Annotated in this window: 11 protein-coding genes and 1 pseudogene; 10 read left to right on the forward strand and 2 right to left on the reverse strand. The window is 71.1% G+C overall.

The features are described from left to right. Positions 1-128 precede the first annotated feature (128 nt). Together ACYVF7_RS05415 and ACYVF7_RS05420 are read right to left on the reverse strand one after the other, a co-directional pair. Positions 129-1,004 (reverse strand): HAD family hydrolase, encoded by an 876-nt coding sequence (locus tag ACYVF7_RS05415; RefSeq protein WP_460335773.1) that lies wholly within the window; start codon positions 1,002-1,004, stop codon positions 129-131. Positions 1,005-1,068: 64 nt separating this feature from the next. After that, on the reverse strand, positions 1,069-1,695 hold the full coding sequence (locus tag ACYVF7_RS05420) for a sigma-70 family RNA polymerase sigma factor (protein WP_460335776.1): 627 nt from the start codon (positions 1,693-1,695) through the stop codon (positions 1,069-1,071). Between the two features lie 189 nt (positions 1,696-1,884). Here ACYVF7_RS05420 and ACYVF7_RS05425 point away from each other — a divergent pair, with 189 nt between their 5' ends. From ACYVF7_RS05425 to ACYVF7_RS05470, 10 genes and pseudogenes are all read left to right on the forward strand, one after another. Then, positions 1,885-3,546 (forward strand): putative quinol monooxygenase, encoded by a 1,662-nt coding sequence (locus ACYVF7_RS05425; RefSeq protein ID WP_460335779.1) that lies wholly within the window; start codon positions 1,885-1,887, stop codon positions 3,544-3,546. After that, complete coding sequence (locus tag ACYVF7_RS05430) at positions 3,539-3,784, forward strand: glutaredoxin family protein (RefSeq protein ID WP_460335782.1); 246 nt, start codon at positions 3,539-3,541, stop codon at positions 3,782-3,784. Before ACYVF7_RS05425 ends, ACYVF7_RS05430 begins: the two co-directional genes overlap by 8 nt. A 275-nt stretch (positions 3,785-4,059) precedes the next feature. Beyond that, positions 4,060-4,764: a redox-sensing transcriptional repressor Rex gene (locus ACYVF7_RS05435; protein ID WP_460335784.1), complete on the forward strand. Its 705-nt coding sequence runs from the start codon at positions 4,060-4,062 to the stop codon at positions 4,762-4,764. A gap of 61 nt (positions 4,765-4,825) precedes the next feature. Continuing rightward, positions 4,826-6,235: a glutamyl-tRNA reductase gene (locus ACYVF7_RS05440; RefSeq protein ID WP_460335787.1), complete on the forward strand. Its 1,410-nt coding sequence runs from the start codon at positions 4,826-4,828 to the stop codon at positions 6,233-6,235. 7 nt (positions 6,236-6,242) lie between these two features. Continuing rightward, positions 6,243-7,154 (forward strand): hydroxymethylbilane synthase, encoded by a 912-nt coding sequence (hemC, locus tag ACYVF7_RS05445; protein WP_460335790.1) that lies wholly within the window; start codon positions 6,243-6,245, stop codon positions 7,152-7,154. A 47-nt stretch (positions 7,155-7,201) separates the two neighbouring features. Continuing rightward, entirely contained in the window at positions 7,202-8,758 is a 1,557-nt protein-coding gene (locus ACYVF7_RS05450; protein WP_460357798.1) for a bifunctional uroporphyrinogen-III C-methyltransferase/uroporphyrinogen-III synthase, read from the forward strand. A gap of 21 nt (positions 8,759-8,779) precedes the next feature. Beyond that, a pseudogene (hemB, locus tag ACYVF7_RS05455) lies at positions 8,780-9,765 on the forward strand (porphobilinogen synthase). Positions 9,766-9,945: 180 nt separating this feature from the next. Next, positions 9,946-10,611 carry a bifunctional DNA primase/polymerase gene (locus ACYVF7_RS05460; protein ID WP_460335793.1) on the forward strand — a complete coding sequence of 222 codons (666 nt, stop codon included), beginning with the start codon at positions 9,946-9,948 and terminating at the stop codon, positions 10,609-10,611. A 19-nt stretch (positions 10,612-10,630) separates the two neighbouring features. Next, positions 10,631-11,923 carry a glutamate-1-semialdehyde 2,1-aminomutase gene (hemL, locus tag ACYVF7_RS05465; protein ID WP_460335796.1) on the forward strand — a complete coding sequence of 431 codons (1,293 nt, stop codon included), beginning with the start codon at positions 10,631-10,633 and terminating at the stop codon, positions 11,921-11,923. 482 nt (positions 11,924-12,405) lie between these two features. After that, the gene (locus ACYVF7_RS05470) at positions 12,406-13,095 is read left to right on the forward strand and encodes a hypothetical protein (protein ID WP_460335799.1); all 690 of its coding nucleotides are present in this window, start codon (positions 12,406-12,408) and stop codon (positions 13,093-13,095) included. Positions 13,096-13,121: the final 26 nt, after the last annotated feature.

Consider the following 13,121-nt stretch of genomic DNA (forward strand, 5'->3'; position numbering starts at 1 on the left):
GCCTCCCCGTCTGCTGGCGGGCCTTCAGATGTCGGGGTAGGCCCGCCCTGGGCGCCGTCGGCGGGTGAGTCTCACGGCGGCCGGCCGTCGGCGATCGCGCCGCCTTGGATCAGCGATCGAGGCCCGGCTCAGCGGTCGCGGTAGTGGCGGCGGAGGGCGACCCCGGCGGCGACGCCGCCCGCGAGGGCGCCCGCTCCGGCGGCGACCGGCAGCGCGGCCATGGTGGCCCGGCGGCCGGTGCGGAAGTCGTGGACCGGCCAGTCGTGCTCGCGGGCGTGCTCGCGGAGTTCGGCGTCGGGGTTGACGGCGTGGGGGTGGCCGACCGCCGTCAGCATCGGCAGGTCGTTGAAGGAGTCGCTGTACGCCGAGCAGCGCGCCAGGTCGAGGCCCTCGCGCTTGGCGAGCGCCCGGACGGCGCCGGCCTTGGCGGGGCCGTGCAGGAGGTGACCGACCAGCCGCCCGGTGTAGACGCCGTCCTCGGTCTCGGCGACGGTGCCGAGGGCGCCGGTCAGGCCGAGCCGGTGGGAGATGATCCGGGCGAGCTCGACCGGCGTGGCCGTGACGAGCCAGACCTGCTGGCCGGCGTCCAGGTGCTTGAGGGCGAGGGCGCGCGTGCCGTGCCAGATCCGGTCGGCCATCTTCTCGTCGTAGATCTCCTCGCAGAGGCTGACGAGCTCGCTCACGCTGCGCCCGGCGACGAACGCCAGGGCGGCCTCGCGTGCGGTGCTGATGTGCTCGGCGTTCTCCGAGCCGCGCACCCGGAACGACGCCTGGCCCAGCGCGAACAGCGCCAGGTCGCGGAAGGTGAACAGCTTGCGGGCGGCGAGGCCGCGCGCGAAGTGGTAGATGGACGCGCCTCGGATCAACGTGTTGTCGACGTCGAAGAACGCCGCGGCGCCGGAGTCGAGCACCGGAGGAGGCACATCGACCTCTGCTGCCGCTGCCGCCGCCTCACCTGCCAGTTCGGCGTCGTCGGCATCGTCACTCCATGGCCACAACCGCATGAGTCGAGGGTAACCACTTTCGATCAGCCGTAATCGACAAGGATCGCCAGTCATCGGTGTCGCTTCAGTGAACATCGGGCGGGACGGCCCGGGCGAGGGAGCGCACGGCGCGGTGCTGGAGCGCCTTGATCGCGCCGCTGTTCTTGCCCATGACGACGGCGGTCTCGGCGACCGACAGGCCGTGCAGGAATCGCAGGACGACGCACTCCCGCTGTTCCGACCCCAGGGCACGGACCGCCGAGAGCAGCGCCCGGTAGGTGAAGGCGTCGAGGACGGCGCGTTCGGGCCCCTCCTCCCAGCGGTCCCCCGTGTCGGGCTCCGCCGTGCAGATCTCCAGCCGGTACCGGCTGGACTTGAAGTGGTCCAGGACGAGGTTGCGGGCGATGGTGACGAGCCAGGCGCCGAAGTCCTTGCCCTGCCAGGTGAACACGCTCATCCGGCGCAGCGCCCGCAGGAACGTCTCGCTGGTGAGGTCCTCGGCGAGAGGGTGGGCGCCGACGCGGTAGTAGACGTAGCGGTAGACGAGGTCGACGTAGCGGTCGTAGAGGGCGGCGAAGGCGTCCGATTCGCCGGCTCGGGCCCGGAGCACGAGTTCGCGCAGCTCGTCCTGGTCGACGGCGGGCTTCGGAATGACCGTGCCGACAACCGCCTCGGGGGACGCCAGAGGGGGATCGAGGGTAAGGCTGCGCATCCAGTACTCCTCGGGGCTGAGCGGCCACCGGATGTGTCGCACATGCTAGATACCCGTGAGTAACGTTGGCAATGGCGACCGATGATGAATCGGCTTCTATATGCACTCATGCAGCGCATAGCGATTTCCTAGGGCGGACCGGGCGATCCGTTACCTGTCCACTCCTGTGATCGGGCAACATGGGGGGCGATGGTCAACGTCGCGGTGGCACTTCTGGCGACCCTCGCCGCCCTCGGGTGTGCGGGGCTGCTCGCCATGCGTGCGTTCCCCGAACGGCGGATCTACCTCTTCGCCTGGACGGGCACGCTCGCCGCCCTCGGCCTCGCGCTGGGCGCGATGACCGCCGGGTACGCGACCGGCTTCTCGCCCGCACTGCTGCGGTTCGTCGAGCTGTTCGGCGGGCTGCTGGCACCGTTCAGCCTGGCGCTCGGCGTCGTCGAGCTGGTGGCCCGCACGGTGCAGGCGCGTTTCGCGGCGCGGCTCATCGCCGGCTCGTACGTCGTCGTGGCCGTGGTCATCATCCTGCTCGACCCCATCATCGGCACCTTCGGCAAGAGCCTGCCGAAGGTCCCCGGCCACTATTCGTCGCTGCCCAAGCTCATCCTCGACGGGGGCCACGTCTTCGCGGTCGTGTCGCTCGTCTCCTGCGTCGCGGTCACCGCGATGCGCGGCAACAAACGCGATCGCGCCGCCACCGAGATCATGATCACCGTGGCCATGGTCGCGTTCGCGGGCGTGCTCGTGGTCACCGCGACGCGCGGGTTCCTGCCCGGACCGCTGGCGCCGCTCGCGCTCGGCGGCGCCGTCGCCCTGATCTGGTTCGGGACCGCCCGAGTGCTGCCGCAGCAGGCCCACGACGACGAAGAAGACGAACAAGAAGCGGAGCCGTACGACGAGATGGCGAACTACGCAGGGCAGCCTCCCCAGGGGCGGCAGCCGCTTCCTCCTCAGGGCACTCCTTCGCAGGGCCTGCCGGCGGGCGGGCAGTACTCCGGCCAGCCGTCGTTCGCGCCGGCGCCCGGCATGTCGGGGCCGATGCCGTTCCCGCTCGGGCAGTACGGCCGGATCACCATGTACACCTTGATCGACGGGCGCCAGGACGCGTTCGACCGGCTGGCCGCCGAGGTCACCCGCGCGGTGATCGAGCGTGAGCCGGGCACCCTGGTCTACGCCTGCCACGCGGTCGACAACGCCCCGCTGCAGCGGATCTTCTACCAGCTCTTCCACGACGCCGCCGCCGTGGAGAACCACACGCGGCAGCCGCACGTACAGCGGTTCGCATCCGAGGTGCGGGCCCACGTCGCGGGCACGAACGTCATCGAGCTGACCGCCACCGCCGCCAAGGTCTCGCTGCCTCCCGACGACCAGCGCCCGCCGCAGAACGGCCACCGTCCGCCGCAGAACGGCCAGGCGCAGAACGGCCACCGTCCGCCCCGCGAGGCCGCCCGCCCGGCCTATGAGCCTCCGCGCCAGGCCCAGCAGCCGCCCCGGCCGCAGTACTCCACTCAGGACACGCCCAGGCCGCAGTACACGACCGGAGAGTCACCCCGGCCGCAGTATTCGACCGGAGAGACGCCTAGGCCGCAGTACACGACCGGGGAGTCACCCAGGCCCCAGTACACGACCGGGGAGTCACCGAGGCCGCCGTACTCGACCGGTGAGTCGCCCAGGCCGCAGTACCCGGCCCAGCGTCCGACCCATGACCCGAATCGCCTGCCCCACGACATGACCGGCCCGCGTCCGGTTCCCCACGACACGACCGGTCCGCGCCCGGCGCCGCCGCGGCCGAACGGGCACCAGTCCCCGCCGTCGCACCCGGGGAACCCGTCCGTACGCTGGCCTCATGGCTGACACGTCCCGCGTCCTGCTGCTCGGAAAGCCGGGTTGCCACCTGTGCGACGACGCGCGCGAAGTGATCACGCGCGTCTGCGGTGACCTCGGCGTCGGGTGGGAGGAGCGCGACATCACCGCCTCCGAGGAGGACACGCGGCTCTACTGGGACCAGATCCCGGTCACGTTCGTCGACGGCGTGCAGCACGACTTCTGGCGGGTCGACGAGAGCCGCCTGCGCGCCGCCCTGGGCTCCTGACCGCCGGCCTTTACCGCAGGTGCCGGTGAGGTGTCGATGTCTGCTTGGTCACATCCTCTGAGGCGGGGAGAAGTGGCCGCCGCGCCGGAGAGACGCCGCTGAGCTGCGCGCCGACAGGGTTTCCGAGGTCGTCCGGCGGTCCGGAGGCCGCCGAACGGCGTACGGCCCGACTTTGTGCGTGTGTTCACAAAGGCTTAACCTGAGAAAAGTCCAGGCGACCGGGCCGACGGGCGACTCAGGACCGGCCGCGTCGTCGAGTCCCGAAGAGCAGGCTTGTGACCCGTCGATCCACCCTCGGTGCGCGAAACCGGGGCATCCCAGAGGCGACCGTGGCCAGGCTTCCGGTCTACCTCCGCGCCTTGCATACGCTCGGCGAGCGTGGCGTCGTCACCGTCTCGTCGGAGGAGCTCGCCGCCGCCGCGGGGGTCAATTCGGCCAAGCTCCGCAAGGACCTGTCCCACCTCGGGTCGTACGGCACCCGGGGTGTCGGCTATGAGGTGCAGTACCTCGTCTACCAGATCTCCCGCGAGCTGGGCCTCACGCAGGACTGGTCGGTGGCCATCGTCGGCCTCGGTAACCTCGGCCGCGCCCTCGCGGGGTACGGCGGATTCGCCTCCCGCGGGTTCCGGATGGCCGCGCTGCTGGACGCCGATCCCACGATCGTGGGGGAGCCCATCAACGGCCTGACCGTCGAGCACATCGACAAGCTCGAGCGGGTGATCACCGACTGCGGGATCTCGATCGCGGTCCTGGCGGTGCCCGCGGCGGCAGCTCAGGCGGTCTGTGATCGGGTGGTCACGAGCGGGGTCACGAGCATCCTGAACTTCGCCCCTGTTGTCCTGACTGTGCCAGATGGCGTCGATGTGCGTAAGGTCGACCTGTCGATCGAGCTTCAAATCCTCGCGTTCCACGAGCAGCGGAAGGCCGGAGGCCCCGCCGGAGTGGAACAGGAGTACCTCGAGGCGGTGGATGGCCAATGATCCCAGCGACGCGCCCGCGTGCGCGCTGGTCAGGGGCGACAGGTGAGGGACGGGAGCACCAGTGAGCATTCTCGTGGTCGGGCTGAGTCACCGCAGCGCCCCCATCGCGCTGCTGGAACGCACCGTGGTCACCGGCGAGCGGCTCGTCAAGCTGCTGCACGACGTGCACGGCGCTCCGAATGTCGGCGGCGTCGTGGTCGTCTCGTCGTGCAACCGCATCGAGGTGTACGCCGACGTCGACAAGTTCCACGCGGGTGTCTCGGCCATCTCCGAGCTGCTCTCCCAGCATTCGGAGGTGCCGCTGGACGAGCTGTCCCGGCACCTGTACGTCCACTATGAGGAGCGCGCGGTCCAGCACGTCTTCTCGGTGGCCTGCGGCCTGGACTCGATGGTCGTCGGCGAGGGCCAGATCGCCGGTCAGCTCCGCACCGCCCTCAAGCTCGCCCAGAAGTACGGCACCGTCGACCGGTCGCTGAACGAGGCGATCCAGCAGGCGCTGCGCGTCGGCAAGCGGGCGCGGAACGAGACCGGCATCGACCGGGCGGGCGCGTCCCTCGTCAGCGTGGGGCTGAGCCGGGCGGGCTCGCTCAGGGGGCGGCGTGCCCTCGTGGTGGGTGCCGGTTCGATGAGCTCCCTGGCGGTCGCGACGCTCGCCCGGGAAGACGTCGGCGAGATCGTCATCGCCAACCGGACCTATGAGCGCGGCGTCCGCCTGGCCGAGGCGACCGAAGCGCCGGCGCGGGCGATCCGGCTCACGGACCTGCGGGAGGCGATGGCCGAGGCGGACATCGTCGTTTCCTGCACGGGCGCCACGGGCCTCGTGATCACCCCGGACATGCTCCAGGGACCGGTGTTCCTCCTCGATCTCGCCCTGCCGCACGACGTCGACCGGGCGGTCCGCGACCTGCCCGGCGTCACCCTCGTGGGCCTGGACGACCTCAGCGAGGCCGACGACGCGCCGGCCGAGGCCGACACCGACGCCGTCCGGCGGATCGTGTGCGAAGAGGTCAAGGCCTTCCAGCTCGGCCTCGTGGCGGCGACGGTCGCCCCGACGGTGGTCGCGCTGCGCAGCAAGGCGGCGGACGTGGTCGAGGCCGAGCTCGGCCGGCTCGGCGGCCGGCTGCCCGAACTGGACGACCGGGCGCGGGCGGAGATCGCCCAGACCGTACGCCGCGTCGTGGACAAACTGCTCCACGCCCCGACCGTACGCGTGAAAGAGTTGGCGGGCTCCCCGGGCGGCGACACGTACGCCGACGCGCTGCGCGAACTCTTCGATCTCGATCCCAAGGCCCCGGAGGCGGTCATCCGGGCAGAGGACGTCCCGAGCGAACGCTCCGCAGCGAGCGGAGTGGCCGGGCGAGGTACGAACCCGGCCGCGGAGCGAGTGAGGAGCGCTGAGCGAGGCATGGGCGCTGAGCGGAGTGGCGGGTTGAGGCACGAGCCCGGCCGCCGAGCGAGTGAGGAACGCTGAGCGAGGCATGAGCACGACACTGAAACTCGGGACCCGGCGCAGCCTGATGGCGATGACGCAGTCCGGGCTGGTCGCCGGCGACCTGACCTCCCGTACCGGCCGAGCCGTCGAACTCGTCGGCGTGACCACCGAAGGCGACGTCTCGAAGGCGCAGCTGGCCCAGATCGGCGGCACGGGCGTGTTCGTCAACGGGCTGCGCGAGCGGCTCCTCTCCGGTGAGATCGACTTCGCGGTGCACTCGCTGAAGGACCTGCCCACCGGCCCGGCCGAGGGAATCACGATCGCGGCGGTACCGCCGCGCGACGATCCGCGGGACGCCCTGTGCGGGCCGGCCAAGCTGGCCGACCTGAGGCGTGGCGCCAGGATCGGCACCGGGTCGCCGCGCCGGATGGCGCAGCTGCGCGCGATCCGCCCCGACCTCGACGTCGTGCCGATCCGCGGCAACGCCGACACGCGGCTGCGGAAGGTCACCGACGGCGAGGTGGACGCGGTCGTGCTGGCGTTCGCGGGGCTGACCCGGATCGACCGGCTGGAAGAGGTCTCGGAGATCTTCGAGCCGGACCAGATGCTGCCCGCGCCGGGTCAGGGCGCCCTCGCCGTGGAGTGCCGGGCCGACCGCGCCGATCTCATCGAGCTTCTCGCCACCCTCGACGACGCCCCGACCAGGGCCGCGGTCACCGCCGAGCGGGCCCTTCTGGCCACGCTCGAGGCGGGCTGCTCGGCTCCCGTGGGCGCATACGCTGCGTGGTATGACGAAATCGTGCATCTGACCGGTGTCGTTGTCGGGTATGACGGTGAACGGCAGATTCGGTTGTCCGAAAGCGGTTCCCCTGACGATTCCGAGCGCCTGGGACGCGATCTCGCGCTCCGGATGCTCGCGGAGGGGGCCGACCAGTTGATGGGGGAGCGCACATCTTGAGCCCCGCGAGCAAGAAGGCCGTGAACGACGAGGGCGAGGCCCCCGCGATGTCCGGCGCGACGGCGTCCGGCGAGCGGCAGGGCAGAGTGGCCTTCGTCGGCGTCGGCCCGGGCGATCCGGAACTCCTGACGCTTCGTGCGGTCAGAATCCTCGGCGCGGCCGACGCCATCGTGGTCCATGAGACGATGGCGCCGCTGTTCAGCGCGCACTTCAACCCGGACGCCGAGGTGATCGGCCCGGCAGGGGCCAGCCTCGTGAGCCTGGCCCGTTCGGGCAAGGTCGTCGCCCGGGTGCTCGGCGGCGACCCCGGCCTGAGCTGCGCCCTCACCGAAGAGGCCAAGGTCTGCGCCAGGTCCAAGGTCCCTTTTGAGATCGTCCCGGGCGTCTCGTCGGTCACCGGCGTCCCCGGGTACGCCGGCATCCCGCTGATCGACGGCAAGCACCGTGACGCCGTGGTCGTCGACGCCCAGGAGGGCGGCGTCGACTGGAGCGCCCACGCCGGTGCGGCGACCCTCGTGATCCTCGGCGCGGAGAACACCATGGGCGAGATCGCCAAGGGCCTCATGGTCGCCGGGCGGTCCGACACGACGCCGGTGGCGGTCACCTCGATGGGCACGACGACCGAGCAGTACACCATCGACTCCACCCTCGCGAAGGTCGCCTCCGACACCAAGCACCTGGAGTCGCCCGCGCTGCTCGTCGTCGGCGACATCGTCCGCTGGCGCGAGAAGCTGTCGTGGTTCGAGACCAAGCCGCTGTTCGGCTGGCGGGTCCTCGTGCCCCGGACGAAGGAGCAGGCGGCCTCGCTGTCCGACCAGCTCCGCTCGTACGGCGCCGTTCCCGACGAGGTGCCCACCATCTCGGTGGAGCCTCCGCGCACGCCCCAGCAGATGGAGCGTGCCATCAAGGGCCTGGTGACCGGCCGCTACGAGTGGGTCATCTTCACCTCCACGAACGCCGTACGCGCCGTGCGCGAGCGGTTCGAGCAGTACGGCCTGGACGCCCGCGCCTTCGCCGGCCTGAAGGTCGCGGCCGTCGGCGAGCAGACCGCCGCCGCGCTCGTGGAGTTCGGCGTCAAGCCCGACCTCACCCCGAAGGACCAGCAGTCCTCCGAGGGCCTCCTGGAGGTCTGGCCGCCGTACGACAAGGACCTGGACCCGATCAACCGGGTGCTGCTGCCGCGCGCCGACATCGCCACCGAGACGCTCGTCGCCGGGCTAACCGACCTCGGCTGGGAGTGCGACGACGTCACCGCCTACCGGACCGTACGCGCCGCTCCGCCGCCCGCGCCGATCCGCGAGGCGATCAAGGGCGGTGGATTCGACGCGGTGCTGTTCACCTCGTCCTCGACCGTACGGAACCTCATCGGCATCGCCGGCAAGCCGCACAACGTCACCGTGATCGCCTGCATCGGGCCGCAGACCGCGCACACCGCCGAGGAGTACGGACTGCGCGTCGACGTCATGGCGGACAAACCGTCGGTCAGTGCCCTCGCCGAGGCGCTGGCGGAGTACGGTGCCAAGCGGCGGGCTGCTCAGGTCGAGGCCGGCGACCCGCTCCGCAAGCCGAGTGAGATGCGCCGCGGCGCGCGCCGGCGCAAGTAATCGCCCTGAAAGAAGGTCACCGTGACCGCGCAGTTCCCTGTCGTACGCCCCCGCCGGCTCGTCGCACCCCGGCTCTGCGGCGTCTCGTCGCCGAGACGCACCTGCACCCGAGCGACCTGGTGCTGCCGCTCTTCGTGAAGGAGGGCATCGCCGAGCCGCAGCCGATCGCGTCGATGCCGGGCGTCGTGCAGCACACCAGGGAGTCCCTGCGCAAGGCCGCGCACGAGGCGGTGGAGGCCGGCGTCGGCGGGCTGATCCTGTTCGGCATCCCCGCGGTCAAGGACGGCCGCGGCTCGGCCGCCGACGACCCGGCCGGCATCGTGCAGAAGGCGCTGCGCGACCTGAGCGGCGACCTCGGCGACTCCACAGTGATCACGGCCGACCTGTGTCTCGACGAGTACACCGACCACGGGCACTGCGGCATCCTCACGCCCTCCGGTGAGATCGACAACGACGCCACCCTGGAGCGCTACGCCTCCGTCGCCGTCGCCCAGGCCGCAGCCGGTGTCGACGTCGTCGCCCCGAGCGGCATGATGGACGGCCAGGTCGCCGCGATCCGTACCGCCCTCGACGAGGGCGGCTACGGCAACGTCGCGATCATGGCGTACGCCGTGAAGTACGCCTCGGCGTTCTACGGGCCGTTCCGCGACGCCGCCGAGTGCGCGCCGCAGTTCGGCGACCGGTCGGCGTACCAGCAGGACCCGCCCAACGCCGAGGAGTCGATCCGGGAGGTCCTCCTCGACCTGGACGAGGGCGCCGACGTCGTCATGGTGAAACCGGCGCTGACCTACCTCGACGTCATCCGCCGCGTGCGCGACGCGGTCCACGTCCCGGTCGCCGCGTACCAGGTCAGCGGCGAGTACTCCATGGTCGAGGCGGCCGCCGCCCAGGGCTGGATCGACCGTGACCGAGCGATCATGGAGACGCTCGTCTCGATCCGCCGCGCGGGCGCCGACATCATCCTCACCTACTGGGCCACCGAGGTCGCACGCTCCCTGCGCGCCTGATCGGGCGCCTCACTCGCTTCCCGGCCGGGTCGTACCTGACCCGGCCGCTCCGCTCACCGCGGCGGGTTCACTCCGTGACCCGCCCGGTGGCGGGTCACGGCTTCGCCGCTTTTCGGGGGTTCCCGCAACCCGCGAGACACCGGCGCGCCATCATCGGAAGAGGAGCGGAGGGGGAGCAGGATGCTGGATGTATCAGCGAAGCGAACGAACCGATCGGCCGGCCGCCGCAAGACGGGCGAGTCGGCCCGACGCGAGCGCATGGCCACCGCGGTCCAGGAGTACGCCGCCCTGGGCTGGCCCTGTTATCCGGGTGAACATACCGGCGACGACACCCGAGCGTGTTCCTGCGACCGGATCGGCTGCCCGTCGCCGGCGGCCCATCCTCGGTCGCAGGTGTGGCAGCGGCAGGCCACGGTCGACACCGACACGCTGGCGCGCTGGTGGGTGACGGACCCGGACGCCAACATCGTGCTGCCGACGGGCCGGGTCTTCGACGTCTTCGACGTACCGGCCAAGGCGGGGCGGACGGCGCTCGACCAGATGGAGCGGGAGGGCGTCCCGGTGGGGCCGGTCGCCGCCCACGGTGACGAGCGTTATCTCTTCTTCGTCGCCACGCGCGGCGCGCCCGTCGACGAGGACGAGTGGTGGCCCTCTCACCTCGACACCGTCCCCGAGACCATCGAGGACAGCCCGGGAATGCGCTGGCACTGCCGCGACAGCTACGTCCTCGCGCCGCCGTCGGCGCTGCCGTTCGACCGTACGGTGACCTGGGTCAGGGAGCCGTACGACGCGCCGCTGCCGGACCCGGTGCGGCTACTGGAGATCCTGGCCGACGCCTGCGAATGACGTCTGGGAGACTCGTGGGGTGACTTCCACGAATCGTTCCGAAGCACTGTTCGACCGGGCGGGTGCGGTCATACCGGGCGGAGTCAACTCTCCGGTGCGCGCCTTCGGGGCCGTGGGCGGCACCCCGCGGTTCATCGCCTCGGCCCGCGGCCCGTACCTCGTCGACGCCGACGGCAACGAGTACGTCGACCTGATCTGCTCGTGGGGCCCGATGATCCTCGGCCACGGGCACCCGGAGGTCGTCGAGGCGGTCCGGCGGGCCGCCGAGCACGGCACCTCGTACGGCGCGCCCACCGAGGGCGAGGTCCTGCTGGCCGAGGAGATGGTCGCCCGCACGCCGATCGACAAGGTCCGCCTGGTCAACTCGGGCACCGAGGCGACGATGTCGGCGATCCGCCTGGCGCGCGGCTTCACCGAGCGCTCGAAGATCGTGAAGTTCGCCGGGTGCTACCACGGCCACGCCGACGGGCTGCTGGCCGCGGCCGGGTCGGGGGTCGCGACGTTCGGCCTGCCCGACTCGCCGGGCGTCACCGGCGCGGCCACCGCCGACACGATCGTGCTCCGCTACAACGACATCGCCGCCGTCGAGGAGACGTTCGGGGAGCACGGCCACGAGATCGCCTGCGTCATCACCGAGGCGTGCCCGGCCAACATGGGCATCGTCCCGCCGACCGAGGACTTCAACGCCGCCCTCAAGCGCATCTGCGAGCGGTACGGCGCCCTCCTCATCATCGACGAGGTGCTGACGGGCTTCCGCGTCTCCCGCGCCGGCTGGTACGGCCTGGAGGGCGTCCAGGGCGACCTGTACACCTTCGGCAAGGTCATGGGCGGCGGCCTGCCCGCGGCGGCGTTCGGCGGACGCGCCGAGATCATGGACCGCCTCGCCCCGGCCGGCCCCGTCTACCAGGCGGGCACCCTGTCCGGAAACCCCCTGGCCACCGCCGCCGGCCTGGCCACCCTCCGCGCCGCCACCGACGAGGTGTACGCCCGCATCGACCACGCCGCAAGGGTCGTCGCCGAGGCCGCGACGGAGGCCCTGACCAAGGAGGGCGTGCCACACCGCCTGCAGACGGCGGGCAACCTCTTCTCGATCTTCTTCACCGACGAGGCGGTCCTGGACTTCGAGCACGCCCAGCGGCAGAACACCCGCCGCTACGCCGCGTTCTTCCACACGGCCCTGGACCACGGCGTCTACCTGCCCCCGTCGGCGTACGAGGCCTGGTTCCTCTCGGCCGCCCACGACACCGCGGCCCTGGACCGCATCACCGACGCCCTCCCCCACGCCGCCCGCGCCGCCGCCGAAGCCGCCTGAACGCCGACTCAGAAGAGTCCGAGGTGGGGGAGCAGTTTCTCAACGGCCGAGATGATCCGCTCGGCGTCAGCGAGAGCCTCCCTCACCTCGTCGTACGTGGCTGAGTCATAGGGGGATGCGCTGTTGAGCGCGGTCGACGGCGTCGTAGACGTCGCTCCTTGCCGCCGCCGGCCGAGTACGAGGACATCGATGTCGTTCGGCGGTGGCCCCGGTTCGCCGTGATAGCGAGCGGCCCACGACCCGTAGATGACAACGGCGTCCGCTCCGTCGACGTCGGCGAATTCGTCTGTGATGACTAGGCGGGAGCCACCGTCATGAGGAGCAATCGGGTCAACTCGGGCAGTCGTGTGTCCACGGTGTGGGCAGTGAGTCTGTCGAAGGCCGGGGCGGCTAATTGATCTTGGGGGTAGTGTCTCGCCTATCTCTCGCGGCCGTGTCCCGGGGAGCTCATGGACGCGACTTACGCCGGACAAGGAGCACCGATGGGTTCTGACACTTCTCGCCGTTCTCTGTTGCGTCTGCTGACCGCCGGTGGCGCGGTGGCGGCCGTACCGCTCGCTGCGGGATGTGACGGCAGGTCGAGGAACGTCGTCGGCGCTTCGGCGCACGACGGCGAGTCGGCCGTGGGCGCCGACACCGTAATGATCATCCGCCATGGAGAGAAGCCGCCGTCGAAGGGCGCTCCGTTCGGCGTCACCGAGGACGGCCAGCAGAACGACGGGTCGCTCACCGTACGCGGGTGGCAGCGGGCAGGGGCGCTGGTGGACCTCTTCGCTCCCCAGAAAGGGAGCCTCCGCGCCGGGCTGGTGCGGCCTGCCACCATCTACGCGGCCCAGCCGAACGGCGACAAGGGCCTGCGTCACAGCGAGACGATAACGCCGCTGGCAGCCAGGCTCGGACTGCAGCCGAAGCTCTCCTACGGCAAGGGTGACGAGGCCGCGCTCGGTAAGAAGCTCGCCTCCGCTCACGGGAACGTCCTGGTCTGCTGGGAGCACAGCGCGATCCCGGACATCGTCGCCGCCATGGGAGCGGTTCATCCCAAGCCGCCCGCCAAGTGGGCCGGCAAACGCTTCGACGTGGTCTGGGTGTTCACCCGGGATGGCAAGGGCTGGCGGTTCAGCCAGGTTCCCCAGCTGGTGCTCCCCGGCGATGTGAATTCCCCGATCGCCTGAGCGCGGATCCCGTGCGATCGGCCGGA

Source organism: Actinoallomurus acanthiterrae (assembly GCF_054775715.1).

Bases quoted from the DNA above. Each gene is read 5' to 3' on its own strand.
- ACYVF7_RS05415 (WP_460335773.1), bottom strand. From the start codon at position 1,004: ATGCGGTTGTGGCCATGGAGTGACGATGCCGACGACGCCGAACTGGCA.
- ACYVF7_RS05420 (WP_460335776.1), bottom strand. From the start codon at position 1,695: ATGCGCAGCCTTACCCTCGATCCCCCTCTGGCGTCCCCCGAGGCGGTT.
- ACYVF7_RS05425 (WP_460335779.1), top strand. From the start codon at position 1,885: ATGGTCAACGTCGCGGTGGCACTTCTGGCGACCCTCGCCGCCCTCGGG.
- ACYVF7_RS05430 (WP_460335782.1), top strand. From the start codon at position 3,539: ATGGCTGACACGTCCCGCGTCCTGCTGCTCGGAAAGCCGGGTTGCCAC.
- hemC (WP_460335790.1), top strand. From the start codon at position 6,243: ATGAGCACGACACTGAAACTCGGGACCCGGCGCAGCCTGATGGCGATG.
- ACYVF7_RS05450 (WP_460357798.1), top strand. From the start codon at position 7,202: ATGTCCGGCGCGACGGCGTCCGGCGAGCGGCAGGGCAGAGTGGCCTTC.
- ACYVF7_RS05460 (WP_460335793.1), top strand. From the start codon at position 9,946: ATGCTGGATGTATCAGCGAAGCGAACGAACCGATCGGCCGGCCGCCGC.
- ACYVF7_RS05470 (WP_460335799.1), top strand. From the start codon at position 12,406: ATGGGTTCTGACACTTCTCGCCGTTCTCTGTTGCGTCTGCTGACCGCC.